Source organism: Novosphingobium sp. CECT 9465 (genome assembly GCF_920987055.1).
GTDB lineage: Bacteria > Pseudomonadota > Alphaproteobacteria > Sphingomonadales > Sphingomonadaceae > Novosphingobium.
The window spans coordinates 495,963-516,875 of sequence record NZ_CAKLBX010000001.1 but is presented as its reverse complement, the minus strand read 5'-3'; the positions used below and the strand labels follow the sequence as shown (position 1 = coordinate 516,875).

The window sequence follows — 20,913 nt, the reverse complement described above, 5'->3', positions numbered from 1 at the left end:
TGTCGAGACTGAACAAACCACAAAGGCGCTCGTGTCGAGCGAAGTCGGAAGTGTCTCTATATCTGTGGGCGCAAATCAGAAATCGTCATTGCGAGGAGGCGGGCCCAACGCGGCAATCCAGAGTGTCGGACACAAAGGGTGTGGATTGCTTCGGCCTTCGGCCTCGCAATGACGACGATTCAGATTGACCGCACGGCGCTCTAAATCTCGCTGTCGGCCAGTACCGCGGCGCGCAGGTCTTCGATGCCCATCTTCTTTTCGGATGAGGTGACCAGCACTTCGGGATAGGCGGCGGTGCGCTTGCGCGCGGCGGCGAGCGTTTCGGTATAGACCTGATCGAGTTCGCTGGCCTTGATCTTGTCGGCCTTGGTCAGCACGACGCGATAGCCGACAGCGGCCTCATCCAGCATCTTCATCATCTCGCTATCGACGTCCTTGATGCCGTGGCGCGCGTCGATCAGCAGCAGCGCGCGCTTGAGCACGACGCGGCCGCGCAGGAAATCGCGTACCAGCTTGCGCCATTGCTCCACCACCTTGGGCGGGGCCTTGGCAAAGCCGTAGCCGGGCATGTCAACCAACCGCAGCAGCGTGGGATCGCCCACTTCGAAGAAATTCAACTCCTGCGTACGACCCGGCGTGACCGAGGTACGCGCAATCGACTTGCGCCCGGTCAGCGCGTTGAGCAGCGATGATTTGCCCACGTTCGACCGGCCCGCAAAGGCTATTTCCGGCACTTCAGGATCAGGCAGGAAATGCAGCGCTGGCGCGGACTTGAGGAACTCGATCCGCCCGGCAAACAGCAGACGCGCGCGTTCGATCATTTCGGCCTTGATGGCGGCTGCTTCGATGTCTTCAGGGGTCAAGGTGTTTTCGGCTTCCGGGTGGAAGCAGCCTTCTGTTCGCGGGTGACGACGCGGTTCACGTCGATCTGGTCCTTGTCAGCTTGCGCCTTCAATTGCGGATGCTTGCTGTAAAGATACTTCTGCTGGGCGATGGTGAGCAGGTTCGAGGTGATCCAGTAGATCAGCAGACCCGCCGCGAAGGGAGCCATCACGAACATCATGATCCAGGGCATGAACGCGAAGATTTGCTGCTGCGCCGGGTCCATCGCGGCAGGTTGCAGCTTGAACTGAAGCCACATGGTGATGCCGAGCAGGATCGCCAGCACGCCGATGGCGAGGAAGCCGGGCGGATCGAACGGCAGCAGGCCGAACAGGTTGAGGATATGCGCAGGATCGGGCGCGGACAGATCCTTGATCCACAGCACGAACGGCTGGTGGCGCATTTCGATGGTCAGCGTCAGCACCTTGTACAGCGCGAAGAACACCGGAATCTGAAGGAAGATCGGCAGGCACCCGGCAAGCGGGTTGACCTTCTCCTCCTTGTACAATTCCATGATCTTCTGCTGCTGCGCCTGCTTGTCGTCCTTGTAGCGTTCCTGCAGCGCCTTCATCTTGGGTTGCAGCGCGCGCATGGCCGCCATCGAGGCGAACTGGCGCTGGGCGATCGGGAACATCACGCCGCGCACCACCAGGGTCAGCAGGATGATCGCAAGGCCGAAGTTGCCGACCTTGTTGAAGATCGAATCGAGCAGCCAGAAAATCGGCTTTTCGAACCACGAGAACCAGCCCCAGTCGATCGAATAGCTGAAGTTCGAAACGCCCGCTTCCTCATACTTTTCGAGGACCGCGTTCTCCTTGGCCCCCGCAAACAGGCGCAGGGTCTGCGACTGGACCTTGCCCGGTGCCACCGACACGGTGGGATAGATCAGGTCGGCACGATAGATGCCCTGGCCGAGCGCGCGGAAGGCCGCTTCGGCCTTGGCATTGCCATCGGGAATCAGGGCGGACTGCCAGTAGATGTCGGTAAAGCCGATCCAGTTGGCCATGCCCTTCAGGGGAACCACCCCACCGGGCGCTTCGGCGACGGTCGAATAGTTGTTGTCAAAGTTCACCGAGCCGTCGAGCGCGCCGATCGGGCCTGAATGCAACTGCCAGGTATCGATGCTCGATGTCTTTTCCGTGCGGTTGACCAGCGCGAAGGGGCGCACCACGACCGGTGCAACGCCAGCGTTGGCAACGCTTTGCGTCGCGGTGATCATATAGTCGGCATCGATGGCGTAACGGATCGTATAAGTCTGCCCGGTCGGGTTGCTCCAGCGCAGCGTAACCGGCGTCTGCGGGGTCAGCTTCGCGCCTTCGGCGGTCCACACCGTGTTCGCATCGGGTGCCACCACGCCTTCACCCACCCAGCCGATCTGGGCGAAATGCTGCGCGGGCGTTCCTGCTGGCGAGAACAGCCGTACCGGCGCGCTGGCCTTGTCCACCGTTTCGGTGTGGCGGACCAGCGTCACGTCATCGACGAGCGCGCCCTTGAGATTGATCGAGCCCTTGAGGCCCGGCGCATCGATGGGCACACGGTTGCCCGCCGCCAGTTCGGCGCGCAGGTCCTTTTTCTCCAGCGCCACGTCAGCCGGATTGACCAGACCACCTTCGCGCGTGGGCTTTGGCGCTGTGCCAGGCGCTGTCGCTTCGGCCACAGGCTTTTTGACGGGCGCGGGATAAAACCAGCGCATGGCCGAATCCCAACCAAGCAGCAGCAGGCCGGTCAGGACTACGGCCAGGATAAGGTTACGCTGATTCTGCACCGTGTTCGCGTCCTGTCAGTCGTTGCCGCGCAATTCGCAGCCGGTAATTTCAATCGGGGAACGGGCTTATGGCACCGGCCTATGGAACCGGATCGTAGCCGTGCCCACCCCACGGGTGGCAGCGCAATAGCCGCTTCGCCGCCAGCCAGCCACCCTTAATCGCGCCATGCTTTTCCAGCGCTTCGATCGCGTAATGCGAACACGAAGGGCTATAGCGGCACGAGGGCGGCAAGATGCGTGAAGGCCCCAATTGCCAGCCCCGCGCGATCAGGATCAGCAGGCGCTTCACTTGCGCGGCTTGCGGGATTTGCCCGAATCCGGGCGCCTGCGCGGCGGATCGCCCTTGCCCTCGGCAGCGCGCGCGAGCGCTACGGCAAGTTCATCGCGCAACGCCGCGAAATCGCGCTCCACCCCGCTTTCGCGACCGATCATCACATGGTCGGCCCCATGAATGCCCGAAACTGGCAAAGCATCGCGCAGCAAGGCACGGAAACGACGCTTCATGCGGTTGCGGACAACCGCATTGCCGATCTTCTTGGTGACAGTCACCCCGAAGCGCAAATCCGCGCCGGCACTTTCAGGCACGGAATCACGGTTCACCAACAGCACGAATCCGGGCCTTGCGACCCGGATTCCGCGATTGGCGGCAACAAAGTCCGCCCGGTTCCGAATAGTGGCGATCCGGGTCATCCCCGCGCCCTCACTTTTCGGAAGGTAGCTGGCTGCGTTCAGGCCGACAGCTTCTTGCGGCCGCGCGCACGGCGGGCAGCAAGAATCTTGCGACCGCCGACGGTAGCAGAACGGGTGCGGAAGCCATGACGGCGGGCACGCACGAGGTTGCTGGGCTGGAAAGTGCGCTTCATCTGTTTGCTCTTCTCAATAAAGTCGGTGAACAGGCATTGACCGCCGCAAGCGCGACGTGCCGGAATCAGGCTGTGGCCGATAGGGGAACGGCCGTGTTGCGTCAACCCTGTGACGGCAAGGCCAAGCGTCTCAATGCGTTGCGGGCGTGGCCGGGACCGGTTACGGACCGCCAGATGATGGAGAGCACCGAATCCGGCAGCATCGCGTTAAGACCGCGCTGGTGGCAGCGCGCGCCGCGCATTCCCACGCTGGCGCTGTTCGTGGTGGTGGCCCTGGCACTGTTGGGCACGTTTGCGCTGATCCTCACCACGGTAGAGATCGAACGCACACAGCGCGAACAGGCGGCACGGACCAGCTCCATCATCGCCTCGCTCGACGATATCCTGCGCGCCACGATCAGCGGCGAAACCGGCCAGCGCGGCTACTTCATCACCAGCGATACCCGCTATCTGGCGCCCTATCGCGAAGGGGAGAGGCGTTATACCGACGGCATGGCGCGCCTGCGCAGGCAGATGGGCGACGATCTGCCGCCCGATCAGGCCCGCCTGCTTGCCGAAATCGCGCGGCTGGGCGATGCCAAATGGGCCGAGATGGAAGGCATTGTCACGCTGGTCGACCAACGCCGCATTCCCGATGCCCATGCCCGCTTTCTGTCTGACGAAGGACAGTTGGCGATGCAGGGCTTGCGCCGCGCAGTGGCACAACTCGAAGCGATCGAACAGGTCCGACTTAACAACGCCGTGGTCAAGGCCGCCGATGCCGAAGCGCGCATCCTGCCATCGCTGGCGGCGCTGTTCGTGGTGATCGTCTGCGCGCTTGCACTTGGGCTGTGGCAGGCGATTCGCAAGGCGGAGGCCGAAGCGCTGGCCGAAGGCGCAGCCGCGATTGCCGAGGCGCGCGACAGGGCAGATCTTCTTGCCAAGGAACTCAACCATCGGGTCAAGAACCTGTTCGCGGTGATCCTTGCCATCGTGAAAATGAGCGCGCGCGGCGATGCCGCCGCCGCCCCTGCGGTGGATCGCATCGCCAAGCGCATCCACGCGCTGGTTACCGCGCACGAGGTGACGCAAGGTGCCGGGCAGGACCAGACGGTCGACTTCGCCGATCTGATCGGCAAGGTGATCGCGCCGTACAAATCGAGCAGCGAGCGCTGCGAATTGTCGGGCGGCGAGCTGGTGCTGCCGGGACGCCACGCCGTGCCGCTGGGGCTGGTGCTGCACGAACTGGTGACCAACGCGGTCAAGTACGGCGCGTGGGCAAAGCCCGGCGGGCTGCTGAAAGTAAGCTGGGAATGCACCGGCGGGCATGCGCGCGTACTGTGGGAGGAGCATGGCGAGGCCGGATCGGCACCGCCCGAACAGGGCCGCGAAGGCTTCGGCTCGGCACTGATCCGCTCATCCGAGCGCCAGCTTGGCGGCACGATCACCCGGCGTTTCGGCGAAGGCGGGATCGTGGTGGAAATGGCATTCCCGCTGACGGGCGAGGGCAGCTAGGTTAGCGTGCGCAAATCGGGAATCGTCATTGCGAGGAGGCGAAGCCGACTCGGCAATCCACGGCGTCGGACACAAAGCTCTGGACTGCTTCAGCCTTGGGCCTCGCAATGACGATAATTCAGGTTGAACGTCCCATGCTCCAGACTCAACCCGTCAGCGGCAGTTTCAATGCTTCGATTCGCGGCGGGGCTGGACCATTCCCGGCACGATGAAGCCCAGCGGGCCGGGTTCCATCGCGCGCTTCTTCAGTTCGCCTTTCATACGGCCGTACTCTTCTTCCATCTGCGGCGTCACCGTGGCGCGCGAATCCTTGAGCGCCTCTGTAAAATCCGCTGCGGTTACGCTGCGCACGTCTCCGCCCGCACGCCGGATGGCGTTGAGGCCTGCACGACGCACCACGTCTTCAAGATCGGCGCCGGTGAATCGGTCCGTCTCCGCCGCCACCCGATCGAGATCCACGTCATCGGCCAGCGGCATCGCCTTGGTGTGAATGCGCAGGATGTGCGCGCGTCCCGCCGGGCTTGGCGTACCGACATAGACCAGTTCATCGAACCTTCCCGGACGCAGCAAAGCCGGATCGACAAGGTTCGGGCGGTTGGTGGCGCCGATCACGATGACCGATTGCAGTTCTTCCAGCCCGTCCATTTCCGCAAGAATGGTGTTGACCACCCGTGCGGTCACTTGAGGTTCGCCCTGTCCGCTGCCGCGCGCGGGCACCAGGCTGTCGATCTCGTCGATGAACACGATGCACGGCGCAACCTGTCGGGCGCGGGCGAACAGCCTCGAAATCTGCTGTTCGCTCTCGCCGTACCACTTTGACAGCAGATCGGACGATTTGATCGAGATGAAGTTGGCTTCCGCCTCCTTGGCAACCGCCTTGGCCAGCAAGGTCTTGCCGGTGCCGGGAGGGCCATAAAGCAGGAAGCCCTTGGCCGGACGAATGCCGAGCCGATGAAAGGCTTCGGGATTCTTCAGCGGCAATTCCACGCCTTCGCGCAATTTTTCCTGCGCATCATCCAGCCCGCCGATGTCGGCCCAGCCAACCGTCGGGGCCTGCACCATGACCTCGCGCATGGCCGATGGCTGCACACGCTTGAGCGCCTGCACGAAATCCTCGCGATCCACGGCAAGATTGTCGAGCACGTCCTGCGGGATCGTCTGCTGCTCGAAATCGAGCCTGGGCATGATCCGGCGCACCGCTTCGATCGCCGCCTCCCGCGTCAGCGCCGCAAGGTCTGCGCCGACAAAGCCGTGGGTGGTCCGCGCCAGTTCCTGCAAGTCGACATCTTCAGCCAACGGCATGCCACGGGTGTGAATGCCGAGGATTTCGCGACGACCCGATTCGTCGGGCACACCCACGATGATCTCGCGATCGAACCGGCCCGGACGGCGCAGCGCCTCGTCGATGGCATCAGGGCGATTGGTCGCCGCGATCACGACCAGATTGGTGCGCGAATGCAGCCCGTCCATCAGGGTGAGCAATTGCGCGACCAGCCGCTTTTCCGCCTCGCCGTGCACTTCGCTGCGCTTGGGCGCGATCGAATCGATCTCGTCGATGAAGATGATCGAAGGTGCGGCCTTGGTCGCCTCCTCGAACACCTCGCGCAGGCGCTTTTCGCTCTCGCCATAGGCAGACCCCATGATTTCGGGACCGTTGATGGTGAAGAACGAAGCATCGCTTTCGTTCGCCACCGCGCGCGCCAGCCGCGTCTTCCCCGTGCCCGGCGGGCCATGCAACAGAACCCCCTTCGGCGGATCGACGCCAAGGCGGGTGAACAGTTCGGGATAGCGCAAGGGCAGTTCCACCATCTCGCGCAACTGGCGGATGGTATCGCCCATGCCGCCCACGTCGTCATAATTGACATCGGCGCGGCTTGAACGCGGTTCTTCATATTCAGGCCGCAGTTCGACCTCGGTATTTTCGTCGATATGCACCACGCCCTTCGGCACAGTGGACACGACAGTCAGGCGGATCTGCGTGAGTGCGAAGGCGGGCGCGTTGAGCATCTGGCGCAATTGCGGCGGCATATCGTCACGGCTGACCTGCTGCTGGCCTGCGGTGGCGACCAGATCGCCCATCACCAGCGGACGCCCGGCAAAGTTGCGCTTGAGAGCAACGGCCGGGCCTTGCAGGCGCAAGTCCTTCTGTGCGGGCGCGAACACCACGCGCTGCGCAGCGCGCGAATCGATCTTGCGCACTTCGACATGCTCGCCCGAACCGACATCGGCATTGGCGCGCTGCAACCCGTCGAGCCGGATCAGTTCAAGCCCTTCGTCTTCGGGATAGGGCTGGATCACGCGGGCGGCGGTGGACCGCTTGCCCACGATCTCGATCACATCGCCCTCGGTTACGCCAAGCTGCGCCATGACATGGCGGCTGACCCGCGCGATGCCGTGTCCGCTTTCTTCCTGACGCGCGCCCGCGACCTGCAGGCGCACGGTGCGCGCCTCTGTCCGGGGTTCGGTTGCAGCTTCTGCCATGATCCTTGGAAATCCCCTTGATCTGCCGTCCCGAACCGATGTGGGAACGCGGACGCGGGATTTCAAACGCCTCAATGGCGTGAAGGTTGCCTATCGGTAGACGCAGGCGTCCAGCGCCTCGTTCTTCACCACGGCCACGCGGCGCGCGATGGAATTGCCGTGCCGCCGGGTGAACCCGCCCGCGCCGTTGACTTCGCGCTTCTTGGGCAGGGGGAGCACGGCGGCGATGCGGGCGGCCTCCACCGGGCTGAGCTTGCGCGCGCTCTTTCCGTAATAACGCTGCGCGCCTGCTTCAACGCCATACGTGCCGATGCCGGTTTCGGCGACGTTGAGATAGACTTCCATGATCCGGCGCTTGCCCCAGATCGTTTCGATCAGGACGGTGTACCACGCTTCCAGCCCTTTGCGCAGATAGCCGCCGCCCTGCCACAGGAACACGTTCTTGGCGGTTTGCTGGCTGATCGTGGAACCGCCACGGATCCGCCCGCCTTTGGCGTTGCGCCGGAACGCCTGCATGATTGCCTCGTGATCGAAACCGTTATGCAGGCAGAACTTGCCATCCTCGCCCGAAATCACAGCGGCCACCATATCGCGGTCAATCTGGTCCAGCGGCGTCCAGTCCTTGGTTACCGGGTGATCGTCCATCAGCATGGTCAGCGTGGTGGGCACCGGCACGAACTTGTATATCACCACTTGCGCGACCGAGATGAACAGGAACGCGGCGATCAATCGCGCGAGTAACCAGCCGAGACGGCCGATCGGCCCGGTCGGCGTCCACGAGCGAGCCGCAGGTCGGCGCAGGTTCTTGAGTTCATCCACCATAGGCCGCCAAACCTATCCGCGAACAGCCCCGTCTGGCAATCCACCGGAAAGATTGCGGAGCACCTTTGTCAGACCGTTTGCCGGAGGTGTGTCAGGCCACCTGGGAGAAGCGCTTGATCCGCTCTGCCAGTCTGCTGACTGAGGGGATCACGATCCGGCGCCCTTCCTTCACCACCAGCCGTTCGCGCACGAGCAAAGTGAATTCGCGCGTAACGGTTTCACGATTGGTGCCGATGCGCGCGGCGAGTTCCGCCTGCGTCGGGATGCGCGCGATGCTTGCGGCGCCCTTGGCGTCGGGACCATCTGCCAGCCGCAGCAGTTCAGCCTGAAGGCGGGTGCCGACCGCCATCGTCGAAAGTTCGTAGATGCGGTTGGTCAGGTAACGCACCTGATGCGCCAGATAGCGCGCCAGCCACAGGCTCAACACCGGCTGCTGGCCGATCAGGGCGATGAACGTCTTGCCCGGAATGACCAGCAGGCTGCTGTTCTGCGATGCCACCACGTCGGCCGAGCGAGGCTCACCATCGATAGCCGCCAGTTCGCCGAAAATCTCGCCCGGCCCGATCGATCGCAACACGGTCTCGCGGCCCTGCGCCGAAACCAGCGACACGCTCAACGCGCCATCGAGCACCATGTAGACATCGCTCGCGGGCAGGCCCACCGCCAGGAGGACGTGCCCCTTGCGCACACGGACCTGCCTGCCGTTGTCGGCAAGGATCTGCCGCACCTCATCGGGGACGGTCAGGTTCGACTTAGTTTCTGCACCAGGCGGCATAAAATCCAGATTCCCCCCGAAACGGTGCCTTATAGGGCGCGTAACGAATGTGTCGATAATCACAGGATGACCGTGTTCTGGGCGACGGCGCCATTTGTGTGAAAGGAGCATACCGCATCGACCGCAATGACCGTTGAGAAGATGCACCGCTACCTGATCTGGAAATCTGGACCCGGTCCACTCGATATCGAGATCAAGCGTGTAGGCGAGGCAGTGCTAAGGCCCTCTCTCCTCATTGTCACGCCGGTTGGCGGCATTGCGGTACCCCATGAAGACGACCGCGATGTCGCACGGTTCCATCTTGATGAAGCCAACGTCGCCCGGCTGCTGTCGGCTCCCGGTGCCCTGCGTGCGCCATGTCTTGCGTTTCAGTGCGATGCTTTTCTTAGCATGGGATCGGACAGACGGCGGTGGGGATGGGCGATTCGGGTCTCCCGCGATGGCGAGGCCTTGCCCGGCCATCATCTTGACGGTGCGCCGCTGGTAATGTGCCGCGATGGCTTCACCCGCGCACGATTGCGTCATATTCCAGTCAAATCGGCAATGGCGCGCGGACACGATCTTATCGGCCTGTCATGAACCCTGTCGGCGGAATTTCGCTGGAATTAACGATAATTCTTCGAAATTCGTTGCGATTGTCATTGCAACCTGTGATTCTGCTTGGGTCAAGCGCGGCGGCAGGGGTTTCGCATCGTCTGACCAGGGGGCGCAAAGTCTTAACGTGCGGGTGGTACAGCACGGCAATACCGGGTCCGCGCTGGATGCAGCGCGCGCCACGCGGCATTTGCCGAACGATTTGGCCGGAAACTGGAAAGCGCTTGCAGGCGAGCTTGAATCGGTTCGCTTCGCCACGATCCTGTTTGCCGATATCGTCGGCTCCACCCGCCTCATCAGCGCGCTCGATCCCGAAGATGCGCGCGATCTGCTCGACAGTTCGATTGCGCTTATCCAGAAGGCGATTCACGAATTCGATGGCCTGGTGGTACGCGTCCAGGGCGATGGGGTGATGGCGGTGTTCGGCATTCACCCGGCCGCACAGGACCACGCCCTGCGCGCCAGTGTTGCCGCGCGGCGCATCGTAGACCGGATGAAAAGCGGGGCCGTTGGGATTCTGCCCTCGCCGCAAGTGCGCGTCGGGCTTCATGCCGGGCCGATTCTGCTGCGCCGTCAGGACAACGATTTCGGCAGTATCGTCGACGTGGTTGGCCATGCCGCGCACGTGGCCGGCCAGATCGAAAAGCTTGCCCCGCCCGGAAGCGTCGCCATTTCCGCTGCCACCGTATCACTGATCGCCGAACATTGCGAACTGCGTCCGTTGGGCACCCTGCCGGGCAATGATGACAGTGCAGGCAGCAACGCGACCGGCGAAACCGTGTTCGAACTGCTGGCGGTCGATTTCGCCGGAAGCGACAGCGTTCCGGTCAAGGGCAACGCGACCTATCCTGTCATCGGGCGCCACGATGACGTGGAACGCCTGCGGGTTGTGGTCGCAGCTTCGCGTCAGGGCCAGGCCGCGGCGCTGGGCTTTGTCGGAGAGGCGGGGATGGGCAAAAGCCGCCTTCTGCTCGAAGCCAGCCGAATCGCTGCGGGCCTCGGCGTCACTGTCGTGGTCATTCGCGGCAACGCCCTGATTGCCGCCGTGCCGTTTGGCTGCCTTGCGCCTGCCATTCGCCATCTGGTCGACCTTCTGCGCCCGTTCTGCCCCGACCCCGCTGCCGCCGCGGCGCTTACTGCCGAACAGGCAGAATGTCTCAGCGGCATTGTGGCGAGCAAGGACTCGTGGCTGCCCGGCCTTACACCGGGCGACCGCAATCGCATTGCCAGGCAGACCATCATCGGCCTTGCCCGCCTTGCCGTTGCCAACCTGCCGCTGCTCGTGCTGGTCGACGATGTCCAGTACATCGACAAAGAAACGCTGGGCGTCCTGGCCAGCATCCGCAAGGGCGCGAACCTTGCCATGATCGCAGGAGGACGCCCCGAAGCGGCCAGACGGATTTCCATGCTGTGCGGCAGGCCGGTCCACCTCGATGCTCTGTCACCGGGTGCTGCGCGCGTCCTCGTCTCGATGATCAACCGCCACGATCCGCTGGACGACGCGACGGTTGAGAACATTATTGAACGTGCCGAAGGTTTGCCGCTGGCGGTGCAGGAATTCGCGGTGGCAGCCCAGCCCGATGCAGGCATCGCGCGCCTGCCCGCACGGCTTGAAAACCTGCTTGCCGAGCGCCTTGCCGCGCTGGACGAAGACGCCACGCGACTGTGCCAGCTCTGCGCTGCGCTGGGGCCATCGTTTCCTGCCAATCGGCTTGCGCGGGGCGCGGCGCTGGTATGCCGCAACCCGGCAAACGCGCTTGCGCGACTGGTTGAGGCTCGCGTCATCGAAACCGCGCAGGGCGACGTGGCGCGGTTCACACACCAACTGGTGCAGGAAGCGGCCTATGGCACGATGGCGCGGCGGCGACGCACGGCCATGCACACGCGCGTACTCGAACTGCTGGAAGACGATGCCACGGCACCCGCCGAGCTGGCGAGCCAGGCCGAACTGGCAACACACGCCGAAAAGGCGGGCCTGACCCAGCGCGCCCTGGAACATCTGTGGCAGGCCTGCGAACAGGCATTGGGGCTGGCCGCGATCGAATCCGTGCTCTTGCTTTACCGCCGCGCGCGCGAAGTCGCGAAAAAACTCGATCCCCGGAGTGCTGCGTTCGAGCGCGCGCGGTTCTCGCTGCTGGCACTCGATACGCTTCAGCAACTGTCGCTTGAGCAGGAAGCGCGTGAGGACATTCTTGCCGTTGCCAGCGGGCAGATCGACATGGGTCCGACGATGCGCACCGTGGCACGGATCAATATGGCCCTGCTCGACTGGATCGACGGCGCGCCCGCGCGCGGCGCCATCTGGCTGGCCGAAGCCGAGGCCGATCTCGACTTGCGCGAAAGCCTGCCCCGCCGCACATTTGCGGATCTGGTCGCGGCCTATATCGCCTATTCGCGCGCCGACCCGGAAGAGGCGATCGCCCGGATCGAACGGCTTGGCGCGCGGCTGGACGACGGCTCGCGCGGTTCCACGTTCGGGGCCGTGGTTGTTATCCCACACGTCCTCGCCCGTTCTTTCGGAGCGTGGTATCTGGTCGATCTCGGTGATGTACCGCGCGCGCGGCAGTGGATCGCCGAAGCGCTCAACCTGTCTCGCCGCTACCGCCACAAGTATTCGCGCCTGCTGGCCGATCTCGCCAATGGCTATCAGCATTATCGTTCGGGCCGGATCGACCGGGCGTTGCACGTTCTGCGTGCAGCTTATGCGGATTGCCTGCGCTACCGTTTTCATGGCTTCGAGCCGGTCAGCACAAGCTGGCTGGCACTGTGCCTGATCGAGCAGGGCCTGCTGGAAGAGGCGGGCACTGTCCTTGCCGATTCTGTCCGGCGTGGCCACTATCGCTATGTCCGCACGGCAGCGACCTATTATCTGCACGAAGCCCGGACGCGGCTGGCCATGGCGCGTGGCGATGCGGCCGAGGCTACCGCAAGAGCAGCGGAAGCGCTGACGCATTGTCGCGATTGCGGCGAAGCGATGCATGAACTGCACGCCGCCGTACTTGGCGCTGAAGTGCGCGCGGCTTTCGGAGAAGACCCGCAAGTACCGGACGCCTTGCGCACGAAAGTAAAAGCGCTGGGCATCGCGCCGCTGATCCGGCGGCTCGATGCGCTGGCACCGCTTGCATGAGCGCGGCTTCGGATCCTGAGACCGAGGCCCGACGCCTCCTCGATCCGAACGCCCCCGCGCTTGCCCGCTTCACCCCGCTGGAAAAAGGCGGCACCATCCGCGTCTTCCTCGCCGCCCGGCATGATATCGTCAGCGAAGTCCTGACCGACGAGGCGACATTTTCGCTGTGCCATTACGATGACCTGCTAAGTCAGGTTGCTGGCCCCGTGCGCTACCTTGTGGGAGAGAATGACGCCAACCGGAAGGTACGCCAGCGCCAGTTGCTGGCGGCACAGGCCCATATCGACACCTTGCGCAAGGCACCGCCCAGCAGCGAGCCGCCAAACCTGGCATCCAGCTATCGCACATGGATAGCCAGCCTCGCGCGCGAGGAAGCGCAGGGCATCCTTGCCGTACTCGACACCCGCGCGCGAACGCAGGAGCCGGTCAATTTCGTGCGCGAATATGCGTTCCTGCTGGCATGGCGCATGGCCCGACGGATTGTGGGCGTACCCGCGCCCGCAACACCGGGCTGGGTGGCACGGTCGATCGTCTACGGTCGCAACCTGCTGCGCCCCGGTCGATACTTGCCGCTCAAAGGCGAAATGGGCGCTGCCACGATCGCGCTGACCCTTCAGCAGCCTCTGTTCGGCCACGTCTTCGGCACGGTCACCACCAGCACCGGCCTCACCCCCATGCTCGCCAAATCCACCGCGCGTCATTCGCTCGCCGCGTTCGACAGGGCCTGGCAGATGCCTGCCATTGCCGAACCCACCAGCCTGCTCGCCGCCTTGCGCGCGGTCGAAGGGCAATTCCCCGATGTTGCCGACTATGCCACGCAGGCGCGCAGCGTACTGTTCGAACTCACCGGTGCGCTGGTGCTGATCGTGGGCAATGCCCTGTCGCAAATCGCCGGGTTCGCCACATCGCAAAACGGCGCCGACGCAGGAATCGGCTGGAACGCGCTGCTCGAACGCCTGTCCGATCCCGCCAAGGCCGACGCCGATCACGATGCCACGATCAACGAGATGTTGCGGTTGGCGGGCGAAAGCCGCCTGGTCCGCACCGTGCGGCAGCACTGCCACTGGCGCGGGATCGATCTTCGCGCAGGCGATCGCATTCTGGCGATGGTCAACATCGCCTCGCGCGATCCGGCGGTCTTTGCCGATCCCGACAATTTCGTGCCCGATCCGGCGCGGCCCTACATCACCTCCGGCCCGCTGCAAGGGACGCACGTCTGCTATGGCCGGATGATGGCGTGGACGATCATGCGTGAAGCCCTGCTTGCCACCAAAGGCCGGATCGTCCCGGCAAAGGGCGCGCACCTTTCGATGTTCCTGTTCATGCCCGACGAACTGCGCTTCGCATGCGTCGCGCCGCAGTCGTCAGCCCCCACGCCTACCCCTAACCACATCGTGCAAAAGGACGCGGCAGGATGAGCGAACGGCAGGATTTCGTCACCATCGCCATTCCCTTCACCGACGATACCGAGTGGTGCACCATCACGCTTGCCGATGTCGAGCGCGCGGTCGAAGCCCTCGGCAATCCCGCCCGCGCCGATGTGGCGGAACGGCTGCGCGCTGCCGGCACCATTCACTTCGTATCCATTCACGCCATCGGCCCCGATGAACCGGGCAGGAAGGCGCACTTGCTGATCGAAGCAACGGTGGACGGTACGCCCGCAGAAGGAATCGTCGCCATCGCGCAGGCCATTGGCGCGGAGTTGCTGCCAATCCTTTCCATGACCAGCGGGATCGAACATCAGCGCGACGTTCTCCCACTGCTACAGCGCCACGCTCATCCGCTGACGCAAGGGCCGTTCCGCCTGTTCGGCGCGCTGGGCGGGCTGCCGTTCAATGGCCTTCCCGGCCTTTCGGTCAAGGCCATCGCGCGCAACCGTGCCATCGTCGAACGTGCGCGTGATGTGATCGCCCGGCAGCGCGGCGAATCCACCCTGCATGGCCCGCAAACGCTGTTCTGCGCCGTCGCCCGCGATCTCGCCGATACGCTCGGCCAGATCGGCGACCGCGAACCGCCAAAGCTCGCCTTCTCGGAAACGGCTGATGCGCCGTGGCTGGAATTCGAACGTACCCAATCGACCTTCAGCGCCATCGTCCGCGGACTGCCCGAAAGCTGGCAACTGCTCGCCATCGGCGTTATCCTGCCGTTCCTGCTGTCGCTGGCGGGGCTGTGCTGGAACGGCACCTCGCCGCTCGTCGCGCTGGCAGGCGCACTCGCGTTCACGCTGGCGTTCACCGGCTCGCTGGTCGCCCTGTTCGGATGGGTGCTGCGCAAGGACGAAACGGCCAATGCCCCGGTTGACCGCACCCCCTCGCCGGCGAACCTTGGCCGGATGATGGCCCGCGAGAATGCGCCCGGCCTTGTCCAGAATCACATGATCAGCGTCACCCGCCTGCGCCCTGCCCGCGTTCGCCGCCTGTCGCTGGCACTGGCGTTCAGCGCCATTGCCCTGCTTGCCCGGATCGGCGTGATGCGCAACGGCTTCCTTTCGACCATCGGCACGATCCACGCCGCGCGCTGGCTGGTCCTGCCCGGCACCCGGCAACTGGTATTCTGCAGCAATTACGATGGCAGTTGGGAGAGCTATCTCGAAGACTTCATCACAAAGGCCGCGCGCGGCGTGACCGGGGCATGGAGCAACACCGAAGGGTTCCCCAAAACGCGCCTGCTGTTTTTCGATGGCGCCACCGATGGCGACCGGATGAAGCGCTTTGCCCGCTGTTCGATGCGCCCCACCGCGTTCTGGTTTTCGGCACACCCTGATCTTTCCTGCGCCAGCATGCGCAAGCACGCACTGATCGTCAGCGGCCTTCTGTGCAAGGAGCGCCTTGAAGCATCGCCTTCTGACGCCGAAGCATGGCTCGACCTGTTCGGATCGATCCCGCGCCCCGAATACGGCCTGCAATACGAGGAAATCCAGACCGTCCTGTTCGGAGGCCTGCGCCGCCATCCGCGCAGCATGGTGGTGGGCTTGCGTTTCGGCCCACCGCAAACCGGCACCGCCCACCCCTACTCGCATGTGCAGCGCTGGCTGGCCGATCTGATGTCCAGCGATGTCGTCTGCTTCGGCGACAAACCGCCTGAGCACTTCGTCTGCAACCTTGCATTCTCAGCGCAGGGTCTGCGCCTGCTTGGGCTGCATGACGAACTGGACCTTGCAGGCCCCGGCACCGCGCAAGGCTTTTCGCCCGCCTTCGCGCTCGGCATGGCGCACCCCAGCCGAAAGCGCCTGCTCGAAGATCCGGCAGCCCTCGAATGGACTGAGGACGACGCGCACATCGCGTTGCTGCTCTACGCCAAGGACGACGATACCGCCGACACCCGCTTCCAACAGACCATCGATACCGCGCTGGCGGCGGGGCTGACCGATCCGGTCACGATCCGCACCGGCCTAGACCGCTTCGATCTCGATGCGTTCAAGGCCGCATGGGATCGGGGCGACGAAGCCATTTCCGCCCCGGCAGACGCCAAGGCCGTCATCCCCGCGCGCGCCACGGCAGACGGCGAATTGACCGGAGAGCCATTCGGCTTCGTCGATGGCGTCTCGCAGCCAACGGTGCGCGGATTTCCCGGTCGCAAAGGCGCGCCGGACCCGGTCCACGCGGTGGAACCGGGCGAATTCATCCTTGGCTATGCCGACAATCGCGGTTTCTATCCGCCCTCCCCGCTGATCGAACGCCCGATGGACGCCCTCGGCATGCGACCCGATCTTATCCTGCCCGCGCCCCCGCCCGACCAGCCCCAGCTCTATCCCGATTTCTCGCGGCAAAGCGCGATGGCCCGCGATTTCGGGCGCAATGGCAGCTATCTGGTGATCCGCCAACTGGGACAGGACGTTGACGGGTTTCGCGCACAACTTGATGAACAGGCCAAATTCGTCTGCCGCCAGCCCGACGTTATCAACCCCCACAATGGCAACCTCCACCGGACCCGCGAATGGCTGGCCGCCAAGATGCTGGGGCGGTGGCGCGATGGGTCCTCGCTGGTCGATCACCCTTTCCACCCCGCCTTCCGCAACGGGTCCACCGCCGTTGCGCGAAACGACTTTCTGTACCGGGATGCCGATCCCCAAGGATTGCGCTGCCCGTTCGGCAGCCACGTGCGCCGCAGTTTCCCGCGTGACAGCCTTGCCCAGACCGATCCGCTGGAACTGTCGGTCAGCAATCGTCACCGCCTGCTCCGGCGCGGACGGCCTTATCTGAGCGATGACGGCACGGTGGCCAGGGGTACGCTGTTCATGTGCTTCAACGCCGATCTGGAACGTCAGTTCGAATTCGTCCAGCAAACATGGGTCGGCTCGCCAGTGTTTCACGGCCTTGAACGCGAGGCCGATCCTTTTGCGATGCATCACGCAGACATCGCGCCGGACAAGCAGCGCTTCACCATCCCCGGTCGCAACGCTTCACTGGAACTGTCCCCGGTCACACGCCATGTGACCCTGCGCGGCGGCGGCTACTTCTTCATGCCGGGCCGCCACGCGCTATGGTTCCTTGCAGGGAGCGCCTTTGCCGGAAGCGATGCCAAGCTGGCGCTGCCGACAGCGTGCTGACGCAGAAACGGCCGGACAATCGCCCGGCCGTTTCCGTTATTTGCCATCGATCAGCGCATCACATTGCGGGGATCAGGTGCTTTTCCGTTGCAATCCGCTGGATCGCCTTCTGCAACTTTTCAAAAGCGCGCACTTCGATCTGGCGGACACGTTCGCGGCTGACGTTGTAGACTTGCGAAAGTTCTTCCAGCGTCTTGGGTTCGTCCACCAGACGGCGGTCGGTCAGGATATGACGCTCGCGCTCGTTCAGGCTTTCCATCGCCTCCACCAGCATTTCGTGACGGTAATGCGCTTCCTCGGCATCGGCCACCGTCTCGTCCTGAAGCGGGCGGTCGTCGGTCAGCCAGTCCTGCCACGATCCTTCGCCGTCTTCGCGCATGGAGACGTTGAGCGAGGCATCGCCGCCCATCATCATCCGGCGGTTCATGTTGATCACTTCCTGTTCGGGCACGCCCAGATCAGTTGCAATCTTCCGAACGTCGTCGGGATGGAGGTCGGTATCCTCGAACGCCTCAAGGTTCTTCTTCATGCGGCGCAAGTTGAAGAACAGCTTCTTCTGCGCGGCGGTCGTACCCATCTTGACCAGCGACCAGCTGCGCAGGATGAATTCCTGCATCGAAGCCTTGATCCACCACATCGCATAAGTCGCCAGACGGAACCCGCGATCCGGCTCAAACTTCTTGACGCCCTGCATCAACCCGATGTTGCCTTCGGAAATCAGCTCGCTCACCGGCAGGCCATAGCCGCGATAGCCCATGGCGATCTTCGCCACGAGTCGCAGATGGCTCGTCACCAGTTGTGCGGCGGCTTCCGGGTCCTGATGTTCCTGATAGCGCTTGGCGAGCATGTATTCCTGCTCCGGCTTCAGCACGGGAAACTTGCGGATTTCCGAAAGATAGCGATTGAGGCTGGCTTCGCCGCCCAATGAAGGGACGGTCAGCGCGTTACGTTCCTTGCTCACCTGAACTTGTCCTTTCTACGCGTCGGTTCCCAGATGACGGCCCCCTGATGGGCGACCGGCGGTGGGACCACGCATTGCGGAGTGCCTTTGAACGCGACTCCATAACGCTTGATTACACCAGATTGTCTACACCATCGCCAGTACTCTTGTATCCTGTCCTTCAGCGCAGAGTTCGACGATAAGTTCCCGCATATCGACGGGCGTCGGGCTGGTGAAGTGCAGCTTGTCGCCGCTGACGGGATGCACGAAACCCAGTTCCGCGGCGTGAAGCGCCTGGCGGTGAAAATTGAGCCTCGACAGAATCGGCCTGAGCCGTGAAGGTGCGCGTCCATAGACAGGGTCACCCAATAGCGAATGACCGATTGACGCAAGGTGAACGCGGACCTGGTGGGTTCTGCCTGTTTCCAGTCTGCATTCGACCAGCGCGGCATCGTTCAGCACGGCCAGCGTCTTGTAGTGGGTCACGGCATGTTTACCGCGCCCTTCCTCGACCAGCGCCATCTTCTTGCGATCGTGATTCGACCGCGCGATTGCCCCGCGCACCGTTCCCGCAGGCGGCATCGGCGCGCCTGCGGTCAGGCATTTGTAGGCACGCACGATCGAATGATCGGCAAACTGCTTGGCCAGCCCTTCGTGCGCCACGTCAGTCTTGGCCACGACCAGCAGCCCGGAAGTATCCTTGTCAATCCGGTGCACGATCCCCGGCCGCGCCACCCCACCAATGCCCGAAAGCTGCCCACGGCAATGATGCAGCAGCGCGTTGACCAGCGTCCCGTCGAGATTGCCCGCCGCCGGATGCACCACCAGCCCCGCAGGCTTGTCGATCACGATCAGAGCATCGTCTTCGTAAATCACGGACAGCGGAATATCCTGGGCGACAGCATGGGCAGGCGTCGCTTCGGGCACAGTGATCGTGAAGGTGACGCCTTCTGGCGGCCTGGCAGAGGCATTGGCAGCGCGCACCCCGCCGATGGCAATCCGCCCCTCGCCCAGCAAAGCCTTCACCCGCTCGCGCGAAAGCCCGCTCGCCTCGGCCAAAGCCTTGTCGAGCCGCAAGCCGCCGGGCGGGATCACGCCGGAAATGATGCTGTCAGATGCCCCCATTGCCGCTTCGATATGGTGCCCGGTGTCCATCTGGGCAAGGGGTGGTTCGCGATCTGCAAGGCAAGCCACGATGTCCCGATCCGGCCAGTTCGTTCCGATATCCGCGCTTCTCTGAAACGCAGATGCCGGTTAATGGTACTACGGAGCCATGGCGCTGCATTTGTACATCGGGAATTGGCGTGATTTACAATTTGCAAATTCTGCGCGCAATTGCCGCTTTTCTGGTACTGTTCGTACACATTGATCTGTTTGCGCGTCCGCTGGGTATTGAAAAGCGCTGGCTGGAATTCGGCAACGCCGGAGTCGACCTGTTTTTCGTGCTGAGCGGGTTTCTGATGGTGCACACAGCCAGCCGCAAGCCTCCTGCGGCCTCTGCCTTTGCGGCAAATCGCGTCCTCCGGGTCGTGCCGCTCTACTGGGTCTGCACACTTGCTGTTTTCCTGATCGCCGCAACCCGACCGGAACTGCTTGGCGCGACGCGAGCCAGTTGGCTGGAACTGCTCAAATCCTTGATGTTCATCCCGTTTATAAAGAGCAATGGCCTGGCCATGCCTGTCCTGTTCGTCGGCTGGACACTGAATTACGAAATGTTCTTCTACGCGGTGTTTGCCGCATTCCTCTGGCTTACCCGGTCCAACGTACGACGAACCGCGTTTTTGAGCATCGGCATGCTGGCATTGATCGTCATATTCGGAGCCTGGGTCCGGCCGGCCCCCGTCGAGGTCCGATTTTTTGCCCACCCCATCGTGCTGGAGTTTGCGCTGGGCATGGGGGTGGCGCTTGCCCTGGGGCAGGACCGTACAATCCCGCGTCGCATGGCGCTGCCGCTGCTTGCCGTTGCGCTGGCAGCGCTGATCTATGGTGCCCTGCTTGGGTCCGGCCTGCCGCGGGCAATCGTCTGCGGCATACCAGCCGCCATCGTGCTGCTATGCGCGGTATCCCTGGAGCGAAGCGGAAACTGCTTCCGCCACCGCGCCGTCCAGTTGCTCGGAGACGCCAGCTATGCCCTGTACCTGACGCATGCCTTCGTCTTGCAGGGGATCGGCAAGCTGCTTCCTGCCAAGGCCTCAACAACAACCGTGCTGTTGGCTATGGTTGGCGCTTTCGCCCTTGCACAATGCCTTGCGATTCTGGTTCATATGGTGGTGGAACGTCCGATGACGCGGCGCCTGCGCATGATGTTTCAGCAGCACAGGACGGCACCGGTCCAGACGCAGCCGACATTGGCAGAGGAACTTTAGCATGAGATGGCGTGAGGATGCCCCTTCCGCTGATCGCATTGAAGCCCCACGGCGGGGCACAGGCCTTGCCGAACCTCCACAGTACACGAATTTTGGCCGCATGATTGGCAGAATGCACAGGCCCACATCAAAAGCATGGCCAATTGGTGCGGTGTGTATCAATTGGCTGAAAACTTTGCTGGTCAGCTGCCAGCAATTGCAAAAACCGGCATTGCCGAGCGTTCCTCCATTTTGGTGGAGTACTTTCAGATACGC

16 protein-coding genes are annotated in these 20,913 nt (G+C 63.4%); 6 read left to right on the top strand and 10 right to left on the bottom strand.

From position 1 onward, the window contains the following. Positions 1-200: 200 nt before the first annotated feature. From yihA to rpmH, 5 genes are all read right to left on the bottom strand, one after another. Complete coding sequence (gene yihA / locus LUA85_RS02440; protein ID WP_231471741.1) at positions 201-821, bottom strand: ribosome biogenesis GTP-binding protein YihA/YsxC; 621 nt, start codon at positions 819-821, stop codon at positions 201-203. A 38-nt stretch (positions 822-859) separates the two neighbouring features. Then, positions 860-2,647: a membrane protein insertase YidC gene (gene yidC, locus LUA85_RS02435; RefSeq protein WP_231466751.1), complete on the bottom strand. Its 1,788-nt coding sequence runs from the start codon at positions 2,645-2,647 to the stop codon at positions 860-862. 79 nt (positions 2,648-2,726) lie between these two features. Continuing rightward, a complete protein-coding gene (yidD, locus tag LUA85_RS02430; RefSeq protein ID WP_231466750.1) occupies positions 2,727-2,936 on the bottom strand; it encodes a membrane protein insertion efficiency factor YidD in 210 nt (69 codons plus the stop codon). Further along, positions 2,933-3,337 carry a ribonuclease P protein component gene (rnpA, locus tag LUA85_RS02425; RefSeq protein WP_231466749.1) on the bottom strand — a complete coding sequence of 135 codons (405 nt, stop codon included), beginning with the start codon at positions 3,335-3,337 and terminating at the stop codon, positions 2,933-2,935. Before rnpA ends, yidD begins: the two co-directional genes overlap by 4 nt. A 38-nt stretch (positions 3,338-3,375) precedes the next feature. Then, positions 3,376-3,510, bottom strand: a complete 135-nt coding sequence (gene rpmH / locus LUA85_RS02420; RefSeq protein WP_231466748.1) for a 50S ribosomal protein L34 — start codon at positions 3,508-3,510, stop codon at positions 3,376-3,378. 93 nt (positions 3,511-3,603) lie between these two features. Between rpmH and LUA85_RS02415 the strand changes: the two genes are divergently transcribed. Further along, positions 3,604-5,004 carry a sensor histidine kinase gene (locus LUA85_RS02415; RefSeq protein WP_231466747.1) on the top strand — a complete coding sequence of 467 codons (1,401 nt, stop codon included), beginning with the start codon at positions 3,604-3,606 and terminating at the stop codon, positions 5,002-5,004. A gap of 165 nt (positions 5,005-5,169) precedes the next feature. On the opposite strand, the gene LUA85_RS02410 is transcribed toward LUA85_RS02415, so the two are convergent. From LUA85_RS02410 to LUA85_RS02400, 3 genes are all read right to left on the bottom strand, one after another. After that, the gene (locus LUA85_RS02410) at positions 5,170-7,485 is read right to left on the bottom strand and encodes a CDC48 family AAA ATPase (protein ID WP_231466746.1); all 2,316 of its coding nucleotides are present in this window, start codon (positions 7,483-7,485) and stop codon (positions 5,170-5,172) included. A 90-nt stretch (positions 7,486-7,575) separates the two neighbouring features. Next, positions 7,576-8,307 carry a monofunctional biosynthetic peptidoglycan transglycosylase gene (mtgA, locus tag LUA85_RS02405; RefSeq protein ID WP_231466745.1) on the bottom strand — a complete coding sequence of 244 codons (732 nt, stop codon included), beginning with the start codon at positions 8,305-8,307 and terminating at the stop codon, positions 7,576-7,578. A 91-nt stretch (positions 8,308-8,398) separates the two neighbouring features. After that, on the bottom strand, positions 8,399-9,082 hold the full coding sequence (locus tag LUA85_RS02400; RefSeq protein WP_231466744.1) for a Crp/Fnr family transcriptional regulator: 684 nt from the start codon (positions 9,080-9,082) through the stop codon (positions 8,399-8,401). A 126-nt stretch (positions 9,083-9,208) separates the two neighbouring features. Here LUA85_RS02400 and LUA85_RS02395 point away from each other — a divergent pair, with 126 nt between their 5' ends. The 4 genes from LUA85_RS02395 (at position 9,209) to LUA85_RS02380 (ending at position 17,352) form a co-directional block, all read left to right on the top strand. Continuing rightward, positions 9,209-9,661: a hypothetical protein gene (locus tag LUA85_RS02395; protein WP_231466743.1), complete on the top strand. Its 453-nt coding sequence runs from the start codon at positions 9,209-9,211 to the stop codon at positions 9,659-9,661. Between the two features lie 142 nt (positions 9,662-9,803). Then, positions 9,804-12,803, top strand: coding sequence for an adenylate/guanylate cyclase domain-containing protein (locus tag LUA85_RS02390; protein WP_231466742.1), 3,000 nt, complete (start codon positions 9,804-9,806; stop codon positions 12,801-12,803). Continuing rightward, entirely contained in the window at positions 12,800-14,221 is a 1,422-nt protein-coding gene (locus tag LUA85_RS02385; RefSeq protein ID WP_231466741.1) for a cytochrome P450, read from the top strand. Before LUA85_RS02390 ends, LUA85_RS02385 begins: the two co-directional genes overlap by 4 nt. Next, positions 14,218-17,352: a hypothetical protein gene (locus LUA85_RS02380; RefSeq protein WP_231466740.1), complete on the top strand. Its 3,135-nt coding sequence runs from the start codon at positions 14,218-14,220 to the stop codon at positions 17,350-17,352. The genes LUA85_RS02385 and LUA85_RS02380 overlap by 4 nt, the downstream gene beginning before the upstream one ends. A 58-nt stretch (positions 17,353-17,410) precedes the next feature. On the opposite strand, the gene rpoH is transcribed toward LUA85_RS02380, so the two are convergent. Together rpoH and LUA85_RS02370 are read right to left on the bottom strand one after the other, a co-directional pair. After that, positions 17,411-18,313 (bottom strand): RNA polymerase sigma factor RpoH, encoded by a 903-nt coding sequence (rpoH, locus tag LUA85_RS02375; RefSeq protein ID WP_231466739.1) that lies wholly within the window; start codon positions 18,311-18,313, stop codon positions 17,411-17,413. Positions 18,314-18,439: 126 nt separating this feature from the next. Then, the gene (locus LUA85_RS02370; protein ID WP_231471740.1) at positions 18,440-19,417 is read right to left on the bottom strand and encodes an RluA family pseudouridine synthase; all 978 of its coding nucleotides are present in this window, start codon (positions 19,415-19,417) and stop codon (positions 18,440-18,442) included. Between the two features lie 179 nt (positions 19,418-19,596). Here LUA85_RS02370 and LUA85_RS02365 point away from each other — a divergent pair, with 179 nt between their 5' ends. Continuing rightward, positions 19,597-20,658 (top strand): acyltransferase, encoded by a 1,062-nt coding sequence (locus LUA85_RS02365; RefSeq protein ID WP_231466738.1) that lies wholly within the window; start codon positions 19,597-19,599, stop codon positions 20,656-20,658. Positions 20,659-20,913: the final 255 nt, after the last annotated feature.

Excerpts from the sequence above, each read along its gene's own strand:
- LUA85_RS02385 (WP_231466741.1), top strand. The coding sequence starts at position 12,800 with ATGAGCGCGGCTTCGGATCCTGAGACCGAGGCCCGACGCCTCCTCGAT.
- LUA85_RS02380 (WP_231466740.1), top strand. The coding sequence starts at position 14,218 with ATGAGCGAACGGCAGGATTTCGTCACCATCGCCATTCCCTTCACCGAC.
- LUA85_RS02395 (WP_231466743.1), top strand. The coding sequence starts at position 9,209 with ATGACCGTTGAGAAGATGCACCGCTACCTGATCTGGAAATCTGGACCC.
- LUA85_RS02410 (WP_231466746.1), bottom strand. The coding sequence starts at position 7,485 with ATGGCAGAAGCTGCAACCGAACCCCGGACAGAGGCGCGCACCGTGCGC.
- rpmH (WP_231466748.1), bottom strand. The coding sequence starts at position 3,510 with ATGAAGCGCACTTTCCAGCCCAGCAACCTCGTGCGTGCCCGCCGTCAT.
- yihA (WP_231471741.1), bottom strand. The coding sequence starts at position 821 with ATGATCGAACGCGCGCGTCTGCTGTTTGCCGGGCGGATCGAGTTCCTC.
- LUA85_RS02400 (WP_231466744.1), bottom strand. The coding sequence starts at position 9,082 with ATGCCGCCTGGTGCAGAAACTAAGTCGAACCTGACCGTCCCCGATGAG.
- mtgA (WP_231466745.1), bottom strand. The coding sequence starts at position 8,307 with ATGGTGGATGAACTCAAGAACCTGCGCCGACCTGCGGCTCGCTCGTGG.
- rnpA (WP_231466749.1), bottom strand. The coding sequence starts at position 3,337 with ATGACCCGGATCGCCACTATTCGGAACCGGGCGGACTTTGTTGCCGCC.
- LUA85_RS02370 (WP_231471740.1), bottom strand. The coding sequence starts at position 19,417 with ATGGGGGCATCTGACAGCATCATTTCCGGCGTGATCCCGCCCGGCGGC.